This is a genomic window from Rhodanobacter ginsenosidimutans (genome assembly GCF_042655685.1).
Lineage (GTDB): Bacteria > Pseudomonadota > Gammaproteobacteria > Xanthomonadales > Rhodanobacteraceae > Rhodanobacter > Rhodanobacter ginsenosidimutans.
This window is the reverse complement of sequence record NZ_JBHSMM010000001.1, coordinates 332,589-353,103: the sequence shown is the minus strand read 5'-3', so window position 1 is coordinate 353,103 and position 20,515 is coordinate 332,589. Positions and strand designations below refer to the sequence as shown.

General features: G+C 65.8%; 18 protein-coding genes. 11 read left to right on the top strand and 7 right to left on the bottom strand.

Translation table 11 applies throughout. The annotated features are described in order from the left end of the window. Positions 1–45 precede the first annotated feature (45 nt). Entirely contained in the window at positions 46–684 is a 639-nt protein-coding gene (locus ACFPK0_RS01425; RefSeq protein ID WP_007082391.1) for an RpiB/LacA/LacB family sugar-phosphate isomerase, read from the top strand. A gap of 100 nt (positions 685–784) precedes the next feature. Continuing rightward, positions 785–1,795 carry a D-hexose-6-phosphate mutarotase gene (locus tag ACFPK0_RS01420; RefSeq protein WP_377337864.1) on the top strand — a complete coding sequence of 337 codons (1,011 nt, stop codon included), beginning with the start codon at positions 785–787 and terminating at the stop codon, positions 1,793–1,795. 92 nt (positions 1,796–1,887) lie between these two features. Here the strand turns inward: ACFPK0_RS01420 and ACFPK0_RS01415 are convergent, their stop codons facing one another. Both ACFPK0_RS01415 and ACFPK0_RS01410 read right to left on the bottom strand, forming a co-directional pair. Then, the gene (locus ACFPK0_RS01415; RefSeq protein WP_377337862.1) at positions 1,888–5,694 is read right to left on the bottom strand and encodes a LamG-like jellyroll fold domain-containing protein; all 3,807 of its coding nucleotides are present in this window, start codon (positions 5,692–5,694) and stop codon (positions 1,888–1,890) included. A gap of 130 nt (positions 5,695–5,824) precedes the next feature. Continuing rightward, entirely contained in the window at positions 5,825–8,641 is a 2,817-nt protein-coding gene (locus tag ACFPK0_RS01410; protein WP_377337860.1) for a TonB-dependent receptor, read from the bottom strand. A gap of 282 nt (positions 8,642–8,923) precedes the next feature. Between ACFPK0_RS01410 and ACFPK0_RS01405 the strand changes: the two genes are divergently transcribed. After that, the gene (locus tag ACFPK0_RS01405; RefSeq protein ID WP_377337858.1) at positions 8,924–9,943 is read left to right on the top strand and encodes a sugar kinase; all 1,020 of its coding nucleotides are present in this window, start codon (positions 8,924–8,926) and stop codon (positions 9,941–9,943) included. Positions 9,944–10,055: 112 nt separating this feature from the next. Here ACFPK0_RS01405 and ACFPK0_RS01400 read toward each other — a convergent pair whose 3' ends face one another. Further along, positions 10,056–10,544 carry a GNAT family N-acetyltransferase gene (locus ACFPK0_RS01400; protein ID WP_377337856.1) on the bottom strand — a complete coding sequence of 163 codons (489 nt, stop codon included), beginning with the start codon at positions 10,542–10,544 and terminating at the stop codon, positions 10,056–10,058. Positions 10,545–10,750: 206 nt separating this feature from the next. Here ACFPK0_RS01400 and ACFPK0_RS01395 point away from each other — a divergent pair, with 206 nt between their 5' ends. Further along, a complete protein-coding gene (locus ACFPK0_RS01395) occupies positions 10,751–12,235 on the top strand; it encodes a RimK family protein (RefSeq protein WP_377337854.1) in 1,485 nt (494 codons plus the stop codon). A gap of 26 nt (positions 12,236–12,261) precedes the next feature. Here the strand turns inward: ACFPK0_RS01395 and ACFPK0_RS01390 are convergent, their stop codons facing one another. Next, the gene (locus ACFPK0_RS01390; protein WP_056606647.1) at positions 12,262–12,510 is read right to left on the bottom strand and encodes a hypothetical protein; all 249 of its coding nucleotides are present in this window, start codon (positions 12,508–12,510) and stop codon (positions 12,262–12,264) included. Positions 12,511–12,754: 244 nt separating this feature from the next. Here ACFPK0_RS01390 and aroE point away from each other — a divergent pair, with 244 nt between their 5' ends. From aroE to ACFPK0_RS01375, 3 genes are all read left to right on the top strand, one after another. Continuing rightward, complete coding sequence (gene aroE, locus ACFPK0_RS01385; RefSeq protein ID WP_056082894.1) at positions 12,755–13,585, top strand: shikimate dehydrogenase; 831 nt, start codon at positions 12,755–12,757, stop codon at positions 13,583–13,585. Beyond that, positions 13,585–13,848, top strand: a complete 264-nt coding sequence (locus ACFPK0_RS01380; RefSeq protein WP_377337851.1) for a YkgJ family cysteine cluster protein — start codon at positions 13,585–13,587, stop codon at positions 13,846–13,848. Before aroE ends, ACFPK0_RS01380 begins: the two co-directional genes overlap by 1 nt. 108 nt (positions 13,849–13,956) lie before the next feature. Further along, on the top strand, positions 13,957–14,493 hold the full coding sequence (locus ACFPK0_RS01375; protein ID WP_377337849.1) for an energy transducer TonB: 537 nt from the start codon (positions 13,957–13,959) through the stop codon (positions 14,491–14,493). Between the two features lie 32 nt (positions 14,494–14,525). On the opposite strand, the gene ACFPK0_RS01370 is transcribed toward ACFPK0_RS01375, so the two are convergent. Next, positions 14,526–15,059: a gamma carbonic anhydrase family protein gene (locus ACFPK0_RS01370; RefSeq protein ID WP_056606659.1), complete on the bottom strand. Its 534-nt coding sequence runs from the start codon at positions 15,057–15,059 to the stop codon at positions 14,526–14,528. Positions 15,060–15,161: 102 nt separating this feature from the next. On the opposite strand from ACFPK0_RS01370, the gene ACFPK0_RS01365 reads away from it, so the two are divergent. Beyond that, on the top strand, positions 15,162–17,219 hold the full coding sequence (locus tag ACFPK0_RS01365) for a M3 family metallopeptidase (RefSeq protein ID WP_377337847.1): 2,058 nt from the start codon (positions 15,162–15,164) through the stop codon (positions 17,217–17,219). A gap of 49 nt (positions 17,220–17,268) precedes the next feature. Here ACFPK0_RS01365 and ACFPK0_RS01360 read toward each other — a convergent pair whose 3' ends face one another. Then, positions 17,269–17,892, bottom strand: coding sequence for an NAD(P)-dependent oxidoreductase (locus ACFPK0_RS01360; protein ID WP_377337845.1), 624 nt, complete (start codon positions 17,890–17,892; stop codon positions 17,269–17,271). A gap of 101 nt (positions 17,893–17,993) precedes the next feature. On the opposite strand from ACFPK0_RS01360, the gene ACFPK0_RS01355 reads away from it, so the two are divergent. After that, a complete protein-coding gene (locus ACFPK0_RS01355; RefSeq protein ID WP_056082912.1) occupies positions 17,994–18,365 on the top strand; it encodes a winged helix-turn-helix transcriptional regulator in 372 nt (123 codons plus the stop codon). Between the two features lie 76 nt (positions 18,366–18,441). On the opposite strand, the gene ACFPK0_RS01350 is transcribed toward ACFPK0_RS01355, so the two are convergent. Beyond that, entirely contained in the window at positions 18,442–18,651 is a 210-nt protein-coding gene (locus tag ACFPK0_RS01350; RefSeq protein WP_007809889.1) for a cold-shock protein, read from the bottom strand. A 259-nt stretch (positions 18,652–18,910) separates the two neighbouring features. On the opposite strand from ACFPK0_RS01350, the gene xth reads away from it, so the two are divergent. Continuing rightward, the gene (gene xth, locus ACFPK0_RS01345; protein ID WP_377337842.1) at positions 18,911–19,690 is read left to right on the top strand and encodes an exodeoxyribonuclease III; all 780 of its coding nucleotides are present in this window, start codon (positions 18,911–18,913) and stop codon (positions 19,688–19,690) included. A gap of 109 nt (positions 19,691–19,799) precedes the next feature. Further along, a complete protein-coding gene (locus tag ACFPK0_RS01340; protein WP_056082916.1) occupies positions 19,800–20,477 on the top strand; it encodes a YecA/YgfB family protein in 678 nt (225 codons plus the stop codon). Positions 20,478–20,515: the final 38 nt, after the last annotated feature.

The following is a 20,515-nucleotide window of genomic DNA, read 5'->3' as shown; positions in this document are numbered from 1 at the left end:
TGCTTCCCTTACCCCTGCACCACTTTTGAACCAAAGGAGTCACCCATGAAAATCGCCTTGATGATGGAGTTCAGCCAGGCTCCCAAGAACCCGATCGTGCTCGAGCAGCTGCAGGGCGTGGCCGCGGCCCAGGGCCACGAGGTGTTCAACGTGGGCATGGATGGCGAGAACGACCATCGCCTCACCTACATCCACCTGGGCATCTGCGGCGCACTGATGCTGAACTCCGGCGCGGCCGACTTCGTGGTCAGCGGTTGCGGCACCGGTCAGGGCGCGATGATGTCGCTCAATGCCTGGCCGGGCGTGTATTGCGGCTACTGCATCGAGCCCACCGACGCGTTCCTGTTTGCCCAGGTCAACAACGGCAACGCGCTGGCCCTGCCCTACGCCAAGGGTTTTGGCTGGGGCGGCGAGATCAACGTGCGCTACATCTTCGAGAAGGCGTTCGACGGCGAGCGTGGCCAGGGCTACCCGGCCTCGGGGCGCCAGTCGCAGCAGACCAATGCCGGCATCCTGGCGGCGGTGAAGCGTGGCGCGGCGAAGGATCTGGTCGAAGGCCTGAAGTCGATCGACCCGGAGCTGGTGAAGCACGCGGTCAGCGGCGAGCGTTTCCAGAAGGCGTTCTTCGACAACGCGAAGGACGAGAAGCTGCGCGCCTACGTCAGCAGCGTGCTGGGCAAGTAAAGCTCGCCTGGAAGCCCACTGCCCACGTCCGGCCTCGGCCGGGCGTGGGCAGTGGGTTTTCTGCCAATCTGCATGGGTATTTCATCGGAGGTGGCGTTGCATGAAATCGATCTGCGCTTCCATCGTGTTGGGGCTGCTGCTGGCCGCGCCGGCCTTCGCGGCCCAGCCGGACAAGACCGCGCCGTTGAGCACGTTCCATTTGCCCGACGGCTACAGCCAGCTGGTCAACGCGCCGGCGCCGGTCAGGCTTGACCCGGACGTGCGGGTAGCGGGCCTCAGCAGCGGCGAGTTTCACGGCTTCCCCGCGTGGCTGGTGGACACGCCCTACGCCACCGCCGCCATCAGCGTGTTCGGTGGCCAGTTGCTTTCGTTCGTGCCGAAGGGTGGCCCCGACGTGTTGTGGCTGTCGCCGCTGACCCAACATCAGCCGGAACCGATCCGTGGCGGCACGCCGGTGTGCTGGCCGTATTTCGCCAAGATGGGCCAGGCCGGCGACATGCCGTCGCACGGGCTGGTGCGCACCACGGCATGGAGCGTGCGCGAGGCCCAACGCGAGGCCGATGGCACGGTTGTGCTGAAGCTGGCGCCGCCCACGCTCGCCGGCTTGCCCTTGCGTCTGACGATGACGCTGCGCATCGGCCGCACGCTGTCGCAAACGCTGGCAACCGAGAATGTCGGCGACAAGCCAGTGGTGTTCACCCAGGCCCTGCACAACTATTTCCAAGTCGGCGACGTGCGCAAGGTGACCGTCGCCGGCCTGGACGGGCTGACCTATCTGGACAAGAAGGACGCCGGCCGCGCCCACGTGCAGCACGGCGACTGGCAGTTGCTGCCAGCGGGATACAGCGACCGCATCTACACCGGAGCCAGCGGCCCTTACGTGCTGCACGACCCGAGCCTGGGCCGCGACATTCGCATCAGCACCCGCGGCAGTCATTCGGCGGTGGTGTGGAATGCGGGCGAACAGGCCGTTCGCCGGATCGACGATATCGGCGCGGGTTGGCGCCATTACCTCAGCGTGGAAGTCACCAATGTGGCGCCTGATGCCATTGAGCTGCAGCCGGGGGAGCGGCATGAGCTTGAGCAGGTGATTGAGGTCGTCGAGCGCTGAATGTGGGAGCGGCTTTAGCCGCGATGCTGTTGCTTCGAGACCGGAGCAAGAGCATCGCGACTAAAGTCGCTCCCACAAGGGGAGGTCTGCGATCAATCCAGCGGTAACTGGTTGTTGAGCCGGGTGACTTCCGCGGCATCGCCTTGCTGCGATACCTGCACGCTGGCGCCGGCACGCTTGAAACCCTGCGGCAGTTTCAGTTCAAGCTTGACGATCTTGGGCACAAGATCCAGCGGCGCCTGCAGTGCCGGGATTGCCACTCGCGCAACCTCGCGCCCGCTTGCATCCTTGACTACCGCCTGACCCGGCAAGGTCGCGACATGGCCCAGGCTGTGCACGGTCAGCTTCAGCGTTTGGCCATCCCTATGCAGATCACCACGACCGATGCCCAGGTCAGCGCGGGTGGCTACCGGTGTGCCGGCCTCGACGCGTTCGAACTCGAATACCTGGGTCTGCCTAGGCGGGAAACGCAACGTGGTGCTGGCGCTGGTTTCCAGAGGCACGTCGTGCTGTGTGGCTTTGCCGTCGATCTTGCCGTCGCCGTCACGATCGGTTCCGCTGCGGATGCGCCATGTGCCCGGGTCGATGTTCCAGCCGGTCATGTGCGCGTCCAGTGGCTTGTCACCGAGGTTGTAGGCGGTCACCGTGAAGCGGTCGCGCGAGGGTGCGTTGACCAGCAGCGCCACCTGCTCGGCGGCGCCGGGCTGGTCGAAGCGCCAGCTCACCGTGTTGCCGGGGTAGCTCTGGTTGCGCTTCAGCGCGATGCCGCCCAGGCGCACGCGCTGCAGCAGTTCGCTGGGCGCCTCGACACGGTCGCTCCACCAGTGGCCCTCGGTCATCATGTATTCGTGCTGGGCCTTGTCCTGGATGCCCTGGCCGAACAGTTGCTCCAGGTAGCGCTTGTCGCCGGTGAGCTGCCACGCCACCACGCTGGGGAAGCCGATCTTGCCGGCTTGGGCTTCGTCGACGAGACGCTTGCCCCAGTCACTCTGGCGACCCAGCACGTCGATGAAGTTTTCGCCCAGGTTGGCGATGGCGTCCGGGCCGCCGCGCGCCACGCGATAGTCCAGCGCCTTGAGGTAGTTGGCGTCGCCACTCCAGCGCCACGCCGCCCAGAACAGGTGCATCAGGTCGCCGGCCCCGGAGCCCTGGTTGAGTTCGCCGCCGCGGGTCTTGTCGGTGGACCACTGGATCTCGTTGGGCAGGGCCCAGCGGCCCTTGGCGTCGGTGTACGCGTGGGCCAGATAGCCGTCCGCCAGTCCGGTGACCAGTTCGCGGCCGGTGGGGTCGGCGTTGTACACGCCGAGCAGGAAGGCCGGGTGCAGGATCGGGAACGAGTACGGTTTCTGCCACTGCCAGTTCGGGTCGCGGTAGATCTTGTTGCCGCCGAACCAGTCGGTGGAGAAATGCAGGTGACCTTGCGGGTTGCGCCGGATGATGCGCTCATCGAGCGCCTTCACCGTGGCCATCAGGCGTTCGACGGTGAGCGGATCGCCCCAGTTGAGGTAGAGCATTTCCGAGTCGGCGTTGATGCCTTCCTCGTAGGAATGCAGCTCGTCGGTCTCGATGGTACTGAGGCCGTTGGAGAACATGCCGTTCTTGTAGACCGCGTCGGACAGCGCGGTGAGCGAGGCGTTGAGGCGATCAGGCTGCACGCCCATCAGGGCGAGCCCGGGCCACTGCTGGGTGAGGTCGGTGTCGTCGGAGATGCCGCCGCCGAAGTCGCCGTAGGCAATCTGGCGGTTGTCGATCCACCAGTCGACGAAGCGGCGCACGTACTTCAGATCCTCCACCTGGCGGAACGCCCACAGCGGCACGCCGGCCGGCGGCTGCGGCTGCACGAACGGCGGCAGGCCCTGGCTGTTGTAGCTGATGTCGTTCCAGTACATGCGGCCCTGCTCATGCTCGGGGTCCACCCGCAGCAGGTCGCTGATGTCGGCGTAGAGGCGGTCGTACAGGCGCTGGCGACGGGAGGTGGTGTGCTCCTCCACCATGAAGCCCCAGTTGTCGCGCACCTGGTTGAAGCGGTCAGCCACGTGCTCCTTGATCGCCTGCTGGCGATCCTTGAACACCAACCGGATCTCGGCGCCATTGAGCGACTTCGCATTGAAGCCGGGCGCGGCCGAGGCGATGGAAATCCACAGGCTGTCGGCAGTGAGGATGTGGTCGCGCAGGTCCAGCCACAGCGTGCGCTTCTGGCCCGGCTTCACGGAGACGGACACGTCGATCATGTCGCGCCCCGGCCAGATCGGGTCCTTGATGCGGATGTCGAGCGGAATCACCTTGCCGTCGGGACCGGTGTGCGTGGCCGGCAGGTCGAGCGCGGGGAGGTCGATGGCGACGCCGTCCAGCCCGTCGTGCATGTTTTCCCAGCTGTAGGCCCAGCTGCGGATCAGCGGCTGCGCCGCCGGCGCGCTGCCGATGCCCGACGGGATCAGCACCTGCACGATCGGCAGCGGATGCGCGGGCAGGCTGTCGGGCCCGCGCGTGCGCGAACCCGCGCCTTTGGGCAGCGCCATCACCGTGGAACGTTCGTCCGGCGCGAAACGGCCGTCGATGTAGTCGCGCAGACGGTCGAGGTTGGTGTAATCCGGCAGCGCATTGCTGTCGATGATGTAGCGCTGCTTGACCGTGCCCGCGGGCTCGGCGGCGTTGCTGACGTCATAGCCCCAGATCTCCTGGATCGGGGTTTCCTGGGCGACGTTGGTGAAGCGCAGTTTGCCGCCGGTTTGCGCGGCGAAGCTGTTGACGCTGCGCACCACGCCTTCGGGCCGGGTGAACAAGGTACCGGCGTCGCCCGACAGCGTGCCGTAGGCCGCGCCGCGAATCTCGATACGGTTGATCGCTTCGCCGGCGGGCAGGGTCAGGTCCAGCGTCTTGCCGCCGTCGACGTAGGTATTCCAGTCGGGCAGGGTGAAGTAGTCGTGGCGACCGGCCAGGCGCGAGCGGTTGTAGACGCCGGGCCAGGTGGTTTCGGCGATGCCGTCGGTGCCTTTCCACATCCACTGCTTGTGGTCGCGCACGTCGGCGAACTCGACCTTGCGGATGCTGGTGACGGGCGCGGTCAACGCGGGCGGCGGCGTGCGATCCCAGCCGTAGCGATGCCACCAGGCGCGCTGCGAAGTGGTGGCGTCGGATGCGGTTTTCGGCTCGCCATGATGGGCCAATGCGCTCACGGCCTTGGCGTCGAACATGCGGTCGTACACGCGGATGTCGTCGACGTCGCTGCCGCGCAGGAAGTTGTAGCGGCTCTGCACCTGGTAGGGCGCCATCACGCGGCCGGCCAGGCCCAACTGGTCCAGCGCCGCGTCGTAATCGCCGGTGGTTTCGGCGCGCGCCACCTGTTTGCCGTCGACGAACAGGGTGACGCCCTTGTCCTCATCCCAGCCGAAGGCCAGGTGCATCCATTGTTTCGGGTCGGGGTTCTTGTCCAGCTTGAACGAGACGCGGGTGCGGGCCAGGTTGGCGTCGGTGACGAAGGCGTCGAAGCCGTGGCCGTTCCAGTCGATGCGCAGCCAGACCATGTCCCAACTGCTGTGGTCGGCATAGCCGACGCGGAAGATCACGAACGGCGCCTCACCCACGGGGTAGCGTGAGCGCCAGAAGAACGAAAGTGTGCCGCGCTCGGCGCGGATATTGCCCGGCGCATTCCATGCCAGCACGCCGTTGTCCTGCCACTGGATGGCCTGCCCCATGGCGCCATCGGCAACCAGGCTGACCTTGTCCTTGAAGTTGGGAACGGCGTCGCCTTCGGCATGATCGGCGGTGAAGCCGTGGTCGGCCGAAACGTGGAACAGCAGCTCAGGCGAGGTGCCCTGCGCGGCGGCAGGCAGGGCGGCGGCGAAGGCGCCGACCAGTGTGAGGAGGTAACGCGAACAGCGGTTGAAACGTGGTGACATCGTGCATCCCCCGGCAACATGCGCGGAATGCCGTCTCGCACACGGTGGAAAGTGAGCGACACCCGCGGCGGGCGCAGGTGTCGCTCCTTGCGACAACGTCCCGGCCTTGCGACCGGGACGTCAGACGGCGTCAGAGCTTGTAACGGAAGCCCACAAGATACACGCGACCCGTTTCGCTGTAGTCCAGCGGCAGCTGCGAGCCGGCGCCGACCCAGGTCTGCGACGGTTCGTTGGTCAGGTTGGTGCCTTCCAGGCTCAGTTCCATCTTGTCGTTGAGCTTGTAGCGCAGCGAGGCGTCCACGAAGGTGTTGCCGCTCTGGCCATGCACATCGTCGGTGAAGCCCTGCTCGGTGCCCGGCACCTGGATCAGGTAATCGTCGCGGTTGGTGGCCGAGACGCGGCCGGAGAAGCGGTCGCCCTGGTAGAACAGGGTGGCGCTCCAGGAGTGCCGCGAGAGGCCGGTCAGATCCGTCTTCAGCGAGTTGTCGCCCTTGCTGGTCATGTACTGGATCTTCGAATCGACGAACGTGTAGTTCAGCTGCGCACCGAAGTTGCTGAACTTGCCGGGCAGGAAGGTGAACGTCTGCACGTAGTTCGCCTCCGCACCCTTGAGCGCGCCTCCGGGGGTGTTGATCGGCACCGAGAACGAGAAATCGTCGTCGGGGCTGGCGCCCAGGTCGATGGCCACATTGTCAGGCAGGCCGCTGGTGTTGAACGCGCGCCGCTCGTTGGTGTTCTGCGCGAAGCTGTCGATGTCCTTATAGAACAGGCCAACGCTGAGCAGCGACGCTTCGTTGAAATACCACTCGGCGGCGAAGTCGTAGGTCTTGGCGCGGATCGGGTCCAGGTTCGGGTTGCCACCCTTGACCGTGCGCGCACCGCCGCTGACGCTGACCGTGACGCCGGGGGTGAGGCTGCCCAGGCCCGGGCGCGCCATCACCTTGGCGGCGCCGAAGCGCAGCAGGAAGTCCGGCGTCAGCTCGGCCACCAGGTTCAACGACGGCAGCGTGTCGTTGTAGTCGCGCTTGGCCTCGACCGGGGTGTTTTCGCCATTGATGACGGCGATGCCGTGCGAGCTCTGGCTGGTCTTGACGTAACGCACGCCGAGGTTGCCCGACACCGGGATCGCGCCGACGTTGAAGCTGAATTCACCCATCAGCCAACCGCCGCGATCCTTCTCGGTAACGCTGCGCTCGCTGGCCGCGTACGGGCTCAGCGCGAAGGTGCCCTGGCCGTTGAAGATGTTGAAATGGTCGGCGATGCCGCCGAAGTCCGGCACCACCCAGGTGCCCGGCGAGCCGGATACGCCTTTCAGGCTGACCTGGTCGACCAGGTTGGTGGGAACCACCGTGGTGCCATCGGCAAAGTCGGGCACGATGGCCTCGTTGGCGGTGCGGCGTGCCTCCGTCGACGCGAACTTGTAGTTCTTTGCCAGCACGCCACCACGCAGCGAGAAACCGTCCGACAGGCGCCAGTTGAAGTTGAGCTCGCCGGTGTGGAAGTCGTTGTCCACGGTGGACTGGCGCATGCGGATGGTGGAGAGATTCCAGCCGGTCGGGTCGGTCGGGCTGATGCCGTAGTCGATCACCGGCGCCCACTTGTTGCCGCGGTAGTCGTAGCTGTAGTTGTCGACGTTGCGCTTGTCCATCATCACGGTGGTCTGCACCGGGTTGTCGTGATTGGACGACGACGTGCCGACCTTGCCGTCGATCATGAAATCATCGGAGAAGCTGTGCTTGCCGGTCAGGGAGAGCTGCTTGAAGACCGTGGACCATTCGTCGTGGCGGTTTTCCGAACGCACGTCCACGTTGTCGAAGCTGCCGTACAACAGGCCGCCGGAGGCGGGGTCGACGTAGCCGTCCTTGACGATGGTCTCGGGCTTGCCGGTGAAGGAGGTGCCGTCCGGCAGCTTGGTCACGTTGCGGCTGAACGAGATGGCTTCGATGTAATGCTCGTCGCGCTGGGCGTCGATCTTGGAATACATCGCATCCAGGGTGAACAAGGTGTCGGCGCTGGGCTTCCACTGCAATGAGCCGGTGACGCCCAGGCGCTTCTGGTCATGCAGCATCTGCGTGTAGCGCGGGAAGCGCGGCGTGTAGACGTCCTCGCCCAATGCCTCGGTGAACGGCGAGCTCTCATCGAACCCGCCATTGCTGGGGCCATTCGCCCAGCGACCGCTGCCGGTACCTTCTTCCAGCGTGTGCTTCTCGGAGTAAGCCACCGAGAGCAAGGCGCCAAAGGTGCCGTCGGCCCAGGTGTTGGCGATCAGGCCGGACACGCGGGGGTCGGTCTTGTTGGACATGCTGCCGTAGCTGGCCTCGGTATTGGCCGCCAGCGTGAAACCGTCATAGTCGAACGGGTGCGCGGTGTTCAGATCCACCGTGGCGCCCAGCGAGCCCTCTTCCACATCGGCCGACGCGGTCTTGTGCACGATCATGCTCGAGAACAGGTCGGCGGCGAAGACATTGAAATCGAAACCGCGGCTGCGGTTGGTGCCGCCGCTCTGGTCGCTGCTGCCGACGGTGGTCAGCGCCTCCATGCCGTTGATGCGTACACGGGTGAAATCCGGACCCAGGCCGCGCACCGTGATGTTGCGGCCCTCGCCGGCGTCGCGGGTGATGACCACGCCAGGGATGCGCTGCAGCGACTCGGCCAGGTTCAGATCCGGAAACTTGCCCACGTCCTCGGCCATGATCGCGTCGACCATGCCCAGCTCACCGCGCTTCACATCCAGCGCCTTCTGGACGCTGGCGCGATAGCCGGTGACGGTCACCGAGGTGAGCGAGGTCACGTCCTTGTCGGCAGCGGCGGCGCTCGGCGCCACGCTGCTGTCCTGGCTGGACGTGTTGGTGTCCTGGGCCATGACGGCGCCCGTTTGCAAGGCCAGACCGATCGCCAGCGCAAGCGCGGTAACCGGTGTCTTTTTCTGGCTGTTGAGTAGATGCATGTTGTTCCCCTCCCGAAGGTTTGCCCGTTATCTGGTCACGCGACCTGGTCACGCGACATGTGAACAGCAAATGACACCGCTAGTCATACGGAAACGTAACAGCTACCTCCGGGCATCGCATCTTGCACTGCAGCAGAGTGATGAAATCCATAATAAACCCATCAAAAATAGCATGTTATGTGTCAAAGCAATGGTAGCGGTAACACCGCAACCACACACATGACACCGGTACCCATCCATCTGTGCCAACATTCTCCATCGTCGTTCGAACGGGAAACCTCCATGAGCTCAAGTGTGCTTTGTTTTGGCGAACTGTTGCTGCGTCTTGGCGCACCCGGCCAACAGCAGTTGCTGCAGACGCCCTCCCTCGACGTGCATGTCGGCGGCGCGGAGGCCAACGTGAGCGTGGCACTGGCGTGCCTCGGTCACGACGTGGCGATGGCCGGCGTGGTGGCCGACAACGCGCTGGGCAGCGCCGCGCTGGGCGAGCTGCGCCGGCACGGCGTGGACACTCGCCTCGTACGACGCAGCGCCGGGCGCATGGGCCTCTACTTCATGACCGCCGGCGCCGGCCTGCGCCCGGGCGAAGTGGTGTACGACCGCGCCGAGTCGGCTTTTGCCACGGCGCCGGCCGACGGCTACGACTGGCCGACGTTGTTGCGGGGTGCGCAATGGCTGCATCTTTCCGGTATCAGCCCGGCACTGGGCCCGCAGGCGGCGCAGGCGACTCTTGCCGCCGCACGGGCCGCCGGCGACATGGGTATCAAGGTGTCGTTCGACGGCAATTTCCGCCCCCGCCTGTGGGAGCGCTGGGGTGGCGACGCGCAGGCGATCCTGCGCGACCTGTTCGCCTGCGCACACATCGTGTTTGCCGACCATCGCGACATAGGCGTGGTGCTGGGCGGCGAGTTCAGCCAGGGCGACGCGCAGGCTCGCGTGGACGCGGCGGCGGCCATGGCGTTCGCGGCCTTCCCGCAACTGCAGTACATGGCCTGCACCCAGCGCACGGCATACAACGCCAGCCACCATGCGCTGGGCGCGATGCTGCTGGGTCGTGATGGCACCCGCGCGCTGGCACCGGTGCGGGAACTGGATGGCATCGTCGACCGCATCGGCGGCGGCGACGCCTTCGCCGCCGGCGTGTTGCATGGCCTGATGGAAGGTTTCGACGGCGCCACCACCATCCGCTTCGGCCTCGCCGCCGGCTGTCTGAAACACTCCATCCCCGGTGATTTCTGCCCGGTCGGCGTGGCCGATGTCATGGCCTTGATGGACGGGGAAACGTTCGACGTTCGTCGTTGATGATGCGCCTCTAACCTGTGGGAGCGACTTCAGTCGCGATGCTCTTGCTCTGGAGCCCCAAGGAAGGAGCATCGCGACTGAAGTCGCTCCTACAAAAAACCGCTTTGCCCGCTCAGCTGGTTTCCGCCGCCAGGTTTCCCAGCACCCGCTCGTAGCGCCAGCCATCGGCGCCGTCTTCGTAGTAGCCAGGCAGCTGGTCGATACGGCGATAACCCTGCCGCTCGTAGAGGTCGATGGCGGCAACGTTGTCGGCGCGCACCTCCAGTCGCAGGACGCGGCAGCCACGATCGCGGGCGGCCTTCGTGGTCGCCGCCATCAGCGCCGAGGCCACACCCTTGCCGCGCGCCTCGGCGGCCGTGGCCAGCGAATACAGACGCGCCACCACGCTCCCTTTGCGGAAGAACACCACGGCGGCTCCGGCCAGGAATGGGCCGGCACCATCGACCACCAACACCAGTGCAGAGTCGCTGGCCAGATGCCGCCGGTACTGCGCGCGGCTGAGCTGGTCGCTGTCGAAGGTGTGCTGCTCCAAGGCGACCAGGGCGTCGAGGTCGGCGGAGGTAGCGTGGCGGACGATGCGAGGAGGAGGTGTGGGTTGCACGTTTCGGAGTGCGGTGATGGGGAGATTTGCAGTTTAGGGGAAAGCAGGAGCGGCCCCTTCCAAAAACACCCCACCCACCCATTTACCAAACCTTCAGCGCCCACCCTTGTACCCCGCCAACGCTGTGCCAAACTGCGCGCTTTGCGCCAGCCGGCCACCTGTCATCGGGTTCGCCGCCGAAAGTCGAACATCGCCCGAGTGGTGTCATGGCCCGTTTGGTCATCGTTGTGGAAAAAGCCTCCGACTGGGGCTCGTACTACCCGTCCGTCGATGTCATGAGTGCGATGGATTACCTGCGCCAGCCGGTGGCCGCCGACGATGAACGCACCCACGTCATCAATCTTTGCCGCAGCTACAAATACCTGGGCACGGGCTATTACGTGTCGCTGCTGGCCGAGGCGCGCGGGCACAAGGTGATGCCCTCGGTGCGCACGGTGAACGACCTGCGCCGGCGCTCGCTGTACGGGCTGGACATCGTCGACCTCAACCAGAAGCTCACCCACTTCCTGCCCGCCGGCGGCCGCGACACCACCGACTTCGGCATCCTGGTCTACTTCGGCGAGACCGCGTACCCCGCGTTGCAGGATCTGGCGCGGCAGGTGTTCGAGATGTTCCCCTGCCCGCTGTTGCGGATCGAGTTCGAGCGCGATCGCGTGTGGCAGGTCAGCTCGATCAAGCCGGTGGGCCTGCACACGCTGGACGATGCGCAGGAGGACGCCTTCGCGCAGGAGCTGGACCGCTTCTCCAGGAAGCTGTGGCGCAAGCCGCGGGCGCGCAAGCTGTACCGCTACGACATCGCGATGCTGGTGGACCCGAACGAGGCGATGCCGCCGTCGAACAAGCGCGCGCTGAAATCGTTCATCGCCGCCGGCCGCGAGCTGGGCATCGAAGTCGACCCGATCGACAAGAACGACTACCAGCGGCTGGCCGAATACGACGGCCTGTTCATCCGCGAAACCACCGCCTCGGACAACCACACCTACCGCTTCTCCCACCGTGCGGAGAAGGAAGGCATGGTGGTGATCGACGACCCCACCTCGATCCTCCGCTGCACCAACAAGATCTTCCTCAACGACCTGATGGTGTCGCGCAAGCTTGCCGTCCCCCGTACGGAAATCCTCTACCGCGACGACGCCAAGGGCACGCACGAGGTGGTGGAGCGGCTGGGTTTTCCGCTGGTGCTGAAGATTCCCGACGGTTCGTTCTCGCGCGGCGTGGTGAAGGTGGAAAACGAACAGGCGCTGGCCGAGGCGGCGGGCCGGCTGTTCCAGCACAGCGCGCTGGTGCTGGCGCAGGAATACGTCTACACCGAGTTCGACTGGCGCATCGGCGTGCTCAACCGCGAGCCGTTGTATGCCTGCAAATACTTCATGTCACGCGGCCACTGGCAGATCTACAACCACGGCGCCAAGGGCACGGCCAAGAGCGGCGGCTTCGAGACGATCGCGGTGGCCGACGCGCCGCCGGAGGTGGTCAAGCTGGCCCTGAAAGCCACCCATCCGATCGGCAACGGCCTTTACGGCGTCGACCTGAAACAGGTCGGCAGCAAGCCGGTGGTGATCGAGGTGAACGACAACCCCTCGATCGACGCCGGCGTGGAAGACGCGCACCTGGGCGATGAGCTCTACCTGCGGATCATGCGCGAATTCCTGCGCCGGATGGAGCACAAGCGCCAGGGCAGCAGCCGCTGATTGGCGCCCGATTCAATCCCACACTTTCAATGCCACACGGCGCCGTGGGTGACGCGTCGGCGCCGGCGCGCCAACAACGACAGCAGCGCCGGCTCCAATCCCAGCAGCGCGACAATGGGCGCGCCGATCAGCCAGAACAACGGCGTCCAGCCCAGCAGTTCGGTGTGCGCTGGCACCAGCGTGGTCAACAGCAAAACGGCGCCGGCGACGAGCCAAAGAACCGCGATGACGAACAACCGTGGATGATGCGGGTAAGGCAACGGTGAAGTGCGCATGGCGCGGTCCGATCAGTGATGGAGGCTGCAGCCTGCAGCGCGTCCATCTCATGGATTGCGACCCGTCTGCTTTCACCAATTGCGTGTGGCATGGCCCCGAGATGACGGAGCGTTCGCCATAGTGTAGGAGCGCACCCTATGCGCGATGCTTTTCGTGACGTGGCCAATAGCAATCGCGCACAGGGTGCGCTCCTACAAAAGTGGCAACTTGTAGAATGGTTGCAGTCACCATCAGGGAATCCGCATGCCAGCCGCCCAGTTCGCCGTGTTCGGCCACCCCATCAGCCACAGCCTGTCGCCGCAGATCCATCATGCCTTCGGGCAGCAGTTCGGCATCGAGCTGGAGTACCGCGCCATCGACGCCGCGCCCGAGGCGTTTGCCGAGGCGGTGCGGCGTTTTTTCCTCGATGGCGGCCGCGGCGCCAACGTCACCCTGCCGCACAAGGCCGCCGCGTTTGCGCTGGCGAACCAGCGTAGCGAGTCGGCCATTCGCGTGGGCAGCGCCAACGTGCTGACCCTGCAGGGCGACGGCACGCTGGCCGCGCACAACACCGACGGCGACGGCATGGTGCGCGACATCACCGAGCGCCACAGCACCGACCTGCGCGGCCACACCGCCCTGCTGCTGGGCGCCGGCGGCGCGGCGCGCGGCGTGGCGTGGCATCTGCTGGACGCGGGCGTGGCCACGCTGACCATCGTCAACCGCTCGCCCGCGCCGGCCGACGCGCTGGCCGATGCCATCGGCGATCCCGCACGGGCGCATACCCGCTACTGGCAGGATCTGGCCGACATCGGCAGCTTCGACCTGATCATCAACGCCACCTCCGCCGGCGTACTCGGCACTTCGCTGCAACTGCCGTTTTCCCTCGTCGGCGCGCGGGCACTTTGCTACGACCTGTCCTACGGCGCGGCGGCCGGCAGCTTCCTGGCCTGGGCGAAAACCGCCGGTGCCCGCTATGCGTTCGACGGCCTGGGCATGCTGGTGGAAACCGCCGCCGACGCATTCGAACTGTGGCATGGCAAGCGACCGGATACCGATCCGGTCTACCACGCGTTGCGCCAGCAGTTCGGCTGATGGATGCACTGGCCTGCCGCAGCGGTTGCGGCGCCTGCTGCATCGCGCCGTCGATCAGCTCGCCCATCCCCGGCATGCCACATGGCAAACCCGCCGGCGTGCGCTGCGTGCAGCTGACCGCCGACAACCGCTGCGCGATTTTCGGCCGCGCCGACCGCCCCGCCGTATGCGCCAGCCTGCGACCGGAGCCGGCGATGTGCGGCAGTGATCGCCGCCACGCGCTGGCCTGGCTGGCGCAACTGGAAGCGGCGTCAGCGGGCTGAAACACCGGCCGCCACAGGACTGAAACACATCGTCGCTACCGTGGCGCCCACCGCCGGGGTGCGCCGCAGGCGCCGGCCCTGCGAGCGGTCGCCCATGCAGCAGGTGTCATGTTCCGTTCCCTTCTGGCCACGTCGCGTCGCCACGCCCTGGTACTCATTCCACTGGCGCTTCTGCTGGTGTCGGCCTGCGGCATCGTCTGGTACAGCCGCGTCAGCGTGGCGGCGTCGATAGCCGATATCGGCACACCCATGGCCACCGGGGCGAATGCCACCGGCGATGCCGACAGCGGGGTCACCATCCTGCTGGACCTTGCCCGCGATGCGATGCGCGACGGGCGACTGGTGGCGCCGCAAGGCAGCAATGCGTTCGAGTTCTATCTCAGCGTGCTGCAGCTCGACCCGTCGAACCTCACCGCACAGGAGGCGTTGCGCGAAACCTTTCCGCGCGCCGCGGTGGAGATCGAAGGCACCATCAACGGCGGCGAACTGGAAGAGGCCCGCCGCGAGATCGACCTGTTGCGCGAATTCGATCGCGACAACTTCACGCTGGCCCTGCTCGGCGGCAAACTTTCCGCCGCGCGCAACATCCTGACCCAGCAGCATGAGATGGAAGCCGAGCGTATCCAGGCCGCCCGCCGACGCTGAAGCCGCCACCGCGGGAAACGATCACACTCGCGCTATCCGGCGGACAGATAGACGTCTTTCAGCCGCACGTAGTGGTCGGCCGAATAGTGCAGCTGCTCGACCTGCGCATCGCTGAGCAGCCGTACGAAACGCGCCGGGTTGCCCAGCCACAACTCGCGCTCACCCACCACCTTGCCCGGCGGCACCAGCGCGCCGGCGCCCACGAAGCCGTACTTCTTCACCACCGCGCCATCCATCACGCTGGCGTGCATGCCGATCAGGCAGTAGTCGCCGATGGTGCAGGCATGCACCACGGCGGCATGACCGATGGTGACGCCCTCGCCGATCAGACAGGGAAAGCCGGGGCCGTACGGGCCGGCGTGGGCGACATGCACGATGCTGCCGTCCTGGATGCTGGTGCGCGCGCCCACGCGGATGTGGTTGACGTCGCCGCGCAGCACCGCGCCGGGCCAGATCGATACGTCGTCGCCCAGCACCACGTCGCCGATCACGCTGGCGGCGGGGTCGACGTACACACGATCACCGAGAACGGGCGCGATGCCCTTGAAGCTGCGCAGGGAATTCATCGGTCCATTCTAGCGGCGTGCGTCGCTGCAGCCTTCGTCACGCCGCCACGCTTGATTTCGCCCCGCGCGGTCGCCACGCTGGGTGCCTGAAAAGGAGCGTTCATGAGCCACGACAACCCCCTGCTTGCCGACGACACCTTGCCGGCGTTCTCGCAGATTCGACCCGAACACGTGGAGCCGGCGATCGACGCGATCCTGGCCGATTACCGCGCTGGCATCGACGCCCTCGTCGCACCCGACGCGCCGCGCGATTTCGCCACCGTGATGCTGACCCAGGAACGGCTGGAACAGCGCCTGGCGCGCGCTTGGGCGCCGGTTTCCCACCTGCATTCGGTGGCCGACAGCGAAGCCTTGCGCGAGGTGTACGGGCCGGCGGAGGAGAAGCTTACCGACTACGCGATGGAGCTGGGCCAGAACCGCCCGTTGTTCGCCGCGGTGCAGGCGTTGGCCGACGCGCCGGATTTCGCCACGCTGCCGCGCCCGCAGCGCGCCTTGGTGGAACATTCATTGCGCGACTTCCGGCTTTCCGGCATTGCGCTGGAGGAGCCGGCGCGGTCGCGCTTCCGCGAGATCGGGGTGGAACTGAGCAAGCTTTCCACCGAATTCTCCAACGCGGTGCTCGACGCCAGCGAAGCGTGGCACGAACAGATCACCGACGAACGCGACCTGGCCGGCATCCCCGAATCCGGCCGCGCGGTGTTGCGCCAGTACGCGCAGGACCGGGATCTGGACGGTTATCTGGTGACGCTGAAACAACCCAGCGTGCAGGCCGTCCTGAGCTACGCCGACAACCGCGCACTGCGCGAGCGGGTGTACTGGGCCTACCAGACCCGCGCCTCCGACCAGGGCCCGAACGCGGGCAAGTTCGACAACAGCGCGCGCATCGAGAAGATCATGGCGCTGCGCCACGAAGCGGCGCAGCTGCTGGGTTTCGCCAATGCGGCGGAGGAGTCGCTGGCGACCAAGATGGCCGGCTCGCCCACCGAGGTGATGGAATTCCTGCACGACCTGGCCACCCGCGCAAAACCCGTGGCCCAGCAGGAGCTGGCCACGCTGCGCGCGTTCGCCCATGACGAGTTGCAGCTGGACAACCTCGAACCGTGGGACGTGGGCTACGCCTCCGAGAAACTGCGCCAGCAGCAATACGCGCTGGACGAGGAGCAGCTGAAACCCTACTTCCCGCTGCCCGCCGTCATCGACGGATTGTTCGCGCTTACCGGCAAGCTCTACGGCATCACGCTGGCGCAGCGCGACGACGTCGACGTGTGGCATCCCGACGTGCGCTATTACGACGTGCGCGACGCGGCCGGCCGCATTTTCGCCGGTGCCTACGTCGACCTGTACGCGCGCAACGGCAAGCGCGGCGGCGCCTGGATGGACGTGTGCCGCGCCCGCTTCGACGATGGCGAGCACATGCAGTTGCCAGTGGCCTTCCTCACCTGCAATTTCGCCCCGCCCACCGGCGACAAACCGGCGTTGCTCACCCACGACGACGTGCTCACCCTGTTCCATGAATTCGGCCACGGCCTGCACCACCTGCTGACCGAGATCACGCTGCCGTCGATCGGCGGCATCGACGGCGTGGAGTGGGACGCGGTCGAATTGCCCAGCCAGTTCATGGAGAACTTCGGCTGGAACCGGCAGGCGCTGGACCTGTTCGCGAAGCACTACGAGACCGGCGAAAAGCTGCCGCACGAATTGTTCGAACGCATGCTGGCCGCCCGCCATTTCCACGCCGGTTTGTTCCTGGTGCGGCAGCTGGAATTCGCGCTGTTCGACTTCCTGCTGCACCTGGAATACGACCCCGCCGCCGGCGCCCGACCACTGGCCGTACTGGAGCAGGTGCGCAAGGAAGTGGCCGTCCTGCATCCGCCGGCGTGGCAGCGCTTTCCGCACGGCTTCAGCCACATCTTCGCCGGCGGTTACGCGGCCGGTTACTACAGCTACCTGTGGGCGGAGCTGTTGAGCACCGACGCGTTCGGCGAGTTCGAGGAACGCGCAGGCGAGAGCGGCGAGGTGATCGACCGGGCCACCGGCGAACGTTTCCGCAAGGAATTCCTGGCGGTAGGTGCCAGCCGTCCGGCGCTGGAAAGCTTCATCGCGTTCCGCGGCCGCAAGCCCGAACCCGAGGCCTTGCTACGCAGTCACGGGTTGGCCTGATCCAGCTTCAACCGGCTTGCCCGAGCGCGTGGGCAAGCCGTGCGGGTGCTCAATAACCGATGGTGAAGCGGGCGCGCGAATGCGCCGGCTTTTCCAGTTCGTCCACGAGGGCAATGGCGAAATCCTCGAAGGAAATGCTGCTGCCGCTCTCGTTCGACAGCAGCAAGTCGGTGCCGAGTCGGAACGTGCCGGTCCGCTCGCCGGGGATGAACATCGCCGACGGCGACAGGAACGTCCAGTCCAGCTGTTCCTCCGCGCGCAGCAGATCGAGGAAAACGCATCCGGCCGCCGCATCCGGCTTGTAGGCCTCGGGGAAATTCGGCGCATCGATCAGCAGCAAGCCCAACGGGAAGTCACCCAGGGCCACCTCAAGGCTGCCCGCACCACCGACCACGAGGTAACGCGGCACGCCGGCGGCGCGCACGGTTGCGATCAGCCTGGCGGCATCGGTGGTGGCAAAGGGCACGGCGCTGACGACCGCATCGTGACCGGCCAGAAGCGCCGCGAGACCCGTCGCATCGGCGACATCCCCCGCCTTTGCCTCGACGCCGGACAACACCGGCACCCGGGCCGGGTCACGCACGATGGCGGTGACCGTGTGTCCGCGCTGGACCAGCTCGGCAAGAATGCGTGATCCGGCATTGCCGGAGGCACCGATAAGCGCGACGTGCATGTTGATTTCCTTGATGGTCTCTTTTGGTAATTAGGCTCCAGAACGTATACTGGTGTAAATAAGGAACCTGCACCTTACCTGGTTACCTCAAGGAAACCACCATGAATATCGCCAACCCGTATTCGTCCAACTGTCCCACGCGCAAGGTGCTGGATCGCGTTGCCGACAAATGGGCGGTGCTGGTGCTGGGGCTGCTGATCGAGGGCCCGATCCGCTTCAACCGGTTGCGCCGGGCGGTTGAGGGCATTTCCCAGAAGATGCTCTCGCAGACGCTCAAGAGCCTGGAACGCGATGGACTGGTCAGCCGCAAGGCCTTCGCAACCGTGCCGGTCACGGTCGAGTACGCGATCACGCCCCTGGGCCAGACACTCGCCGCCACGCTGGATGCCTTGCGGGTCTGGGCCGAGACCCACATGGAGGAAGTGACCGCCAATCAGCAGCGGTACGACGCGGGCGCCAAGTCCGACGCGTGAGCGTGGCGCGGTACGACAGCCATAAAAAAAGCCCGCCGAAGCGGGCTTTTCAAAGATCGCTCAAGTCCGGCTGGACTCAGGCAACCTGGACTTCCTCAGCCTGCAGGCCTTTCTGGCCCTTGGTGACGACGAACGTGACGCGCTGGCCTTCCTGCAGGGACTTGAAGCCCGTGCCCTGGATCGCGCGGAAATGCACGAACAGGTCGTCACCGCTTTCCGGGGTGATGAAGCCAAAACCTTTGGCGTCGTTGAACCACTTGACTGTACCGCTCTGACGATCCGACATGTAACATTACCTTTGAAGCATTGATGGTTTGCGGCTTGGAGCGAAATGCACTTGACCGCAATAGAAGCAGGCACTCTGGGTTGCCCCAAACCCCTGCCTCGCCAGCATACACTGGAATGCAAGCTTTTGGTGAATATAGTTTCCCGTGGGTTTTGCGCCTCGTCGGCACCACTGGAACACGCCGCCCGACAAGCCTGCCAAACCGCCTGACGGCGCCGTTTCCTCCGGTTTCCATCCGTTCATCGCCTACAATGGCTGAATGAAAATTGCCTCGTGGAACGTCAACTCACTGAAGGTACGGCTGCCGCACCTGACCCAGTGGCTGGCCGATGCGCAGCCCGATGTGGTGGCGCTGCAGGAAACCAAGCTGGAAGACGCGAAGTTTCCCGTCGACGAGCTGGCGGCTGCCGGATATCAAGCGGTGTTTTCCGGCCAGAAAACCTACAACGGCGTCGCCATCCTGGCCCGCGACGAGCCGCGCGACATCGTCACCGACATCCCCGGCCTGGACGACCCGCAGCGGCGCATCCTGGCTGCCAGCGTGAGCGGGTTGCGCGTGGTGAACCTGTACGTCGTCAACGGCAAGGCAGTGGGCGACCCGAAATACGCGTACAAGCTGGACTGGCTGGCGCGGGTGCGCGACTTCCTGGCCGACGAACTGACCCGTCATCCACGACTGGTCGTGCTGGGCGATTTCAACATCTGCCCGGACGACCGCGACGTCTACGACGCGGCGGCATGGGGCGAGGACATCCTGTGCTCACCGCCGGAGCGGGCGGGCCTGAAGGCCATCACCGACCTGGGCCTGCACGACAGCTTCCGCCTGTTCGAATCCGAACCCGGCCACTACAGCTGGTGGGATTACCGCCAGGCCGCGTTCCGCCGCAATTTGGGCCTGCGCATCGACCTGATCCTGATCGGCGAAGCCCTCAAATCCGTCGCCCGCGCCGCCACCATCGACCGTGAACCACGACGCTGGGAGCGGCCCTCCGATCACACCCCGGTGATGCTCGAGCTCGATCTGGAGGCCTGCCGGTGAACGCGTCCGCCTGCCTCGTCATCCGGCGATCATCCGGCACCGACGTACACTTTCCCTGCCGCCCGTGCTGCCCGCAACGGGCGCGATGCGACCACGAACAGGTTTTGAGATGACTGCCAAGAGTGAATGGCCCAGCTCGCTGGACGACAGCGAACTGGATGAACTGGACCGCTACCTGCGCGCCCACACGGGCGCGGACGACCTGCTGCTCGACGGCGTGCACGGCCTGCTCAGCGCGCTGGCGGTCGGCCCCCTGCTGGTTCTGCCGGAGGAGTGGCTGCCCGAAGTGCTGCACGAACCCTTCGCCGACGAGGCCGAGGGCAACCGCGTGCTGGCGTTGCTGGCCAAGCTCAACGACTCGATCAGCGCCGAGCTCGACGTGGATGCGTACGAGCCGATCCTGGGTGAGGTGGAACTGGAAACCGGCATGATGCTGTCCGCCGCGGGCTGGTGCGAAGGCTTCAGCCGCGGTATCGACCTGCGTGCCGGCCTGTGGGAAAGCCGCCTCAGCGAAGACCCGCAACTGATGGAACTGCTGGGGCCGGTGATGGCGCTGGCGGTCGACGAAGGCGTGCTCAGCGCCGACGCCGAGTTCGAGAAACTCAGCGACGACGAATACGACGAATGCCTGGCACAGGTGGCTGCCGTGCTGGTGGCGGTCAACCAGTACTGGCAAGCCAAGCCGGCCACCGAGGCCGAGGTGGAGACGATGGTGCTGCAGCAGCGCCCGGGCAACGACGACGACCACTCGCCGCCGCGCCAGCGCAGCGGTCACTGGGTGCACTGACAGAACATTGCGGGGACGGGAATCTGGCGAGGTGATCC

Excerpts from the sequence above, each read along its gene's own strand:
- ACFPK0_RS01375 (WP_377337849.1), top strand. The coding sequence starts at position 13,957 with ATGTTCCGTTCCCTTCTGGCCACGTCGCGTCGCCACGCCCTGGTACTC.
- ACFPK0_RS01370 (WP_056606659.1), bottom strand. The coding sequence starts at position 15,059 with ATGAATTCCCTGCGCAGCTTCAAGGGCATCGCGCCCGTTCTCGGTGAT.
- ACFPK0_RS01380 (WP_377337851.1), top strand. The coding sequence starts at position 13,585 with ATGGATGCACTGGCCTGCCGCAGCGGTTGCGGCGCCTGCTGCATCGCG.
- ACFPK0_RS01415 (WP_377337862.1), bottom strand. The coding sequence starts at position 5,694 with ATGTCACCACGTTTCAACCGCTGTTCGCGTTACCTCCTCACACTGGTC.
- ACFPK0_RS01395 (WP_377337854.1), top strand. The coding sequence starts at position 10,751 with ATGGCCCGTTTGGTCATCGTTGTGGAAAAAGCCTCCGACTGGGGCTCG.
- ACFPK0_RS01360 (WP_377337845.1), bottom strand. The coding sequence starts at position 17,892 with ATGCACGTCGCGCTTATCGGTGCCTCCGGCAATGCCGGATCACGCATT.
- ACFPK0_RS01410 (WP_377337860.1), bottom strand. The coding sequence starts at position 8,641 with ATGCATCTACTCAACAGCCAGAAAAAGACACCGGTTACCGCGCTTGCG.
- ACFPK0_RS01420 (WP_377337864.1), top strand. The coding sequence starts at position 785 with ATGAAATCGATCTGCGCTTCCATCGTGTTGGGGCTGCTGCTGGCCGCG.
- ACFPK0_RS01350 (WP_007809889.1), bottom strand. The coding sequence starts at position 18,651 with ATGTCGGATCGTCAGAGCGGTACAGTCAAGTGGTTCAACGACGCCAAA.
- ACFPK0_RS01365 (WP_377337847.1), top strand. The coding sequence starts at position 15,162 with ATGAGCCACGACAACCCCCTGCTTGCCGACGACACCTTGCCGGCGTTC.
- ACFPK0_RS01390 (WP_056606647.1), bottom strand. The coding sequence starts at position 12,510 with ATGCGCACTTCACCGTTGCCTTACCCGCATCATCCACGGTTGTTCGTC.
- ACFPK0_RS01340 (WP_056082916.1), top strand. The coding sequence starts at position 19,800 with ATGACTGCCAAGAGTGAATGGCCCAGCTCGCTGGACGACAGCGAACTG.
- xth (WP_377337842.1), top strand. The coding sequence starts at position 18,911 with ATGAAAATTGCCTCGTGGAACGTCAACTCACTGAAGGTACGGCTGCCG.
- ACFPK0_RS01355 (WP_056082912.1), top strand. The coding sequence starts at position 17,994 with ATGAATATCGCCAACCCGTATTCGTCCAACTGTCCCACGCGCAAGGTG.
- ACFPK0_RS01405 (WP_377337858.1), top strand. The coding sequence starts at position 8,924 with ATGAGCTCAAGTGTGCTTTGTTTTGGCGAACTGTTGCTGCGTCTTGGC.
- ACFPK0_RS01425 (WP_007082391.1), top strand. The coding sequence starts at position 46 with ATGAAAATCGCCTTGATGATGGAGTTCAGCCAGGCTCCCAAGAACCCG.
- aroE (WP_056082894.1), top strand. The coding sequence starts at position 12,755 with ATGCCAGCCGCCCAGTTCGCCGTGTTCGGCCACCCCATCAGCCACAGC.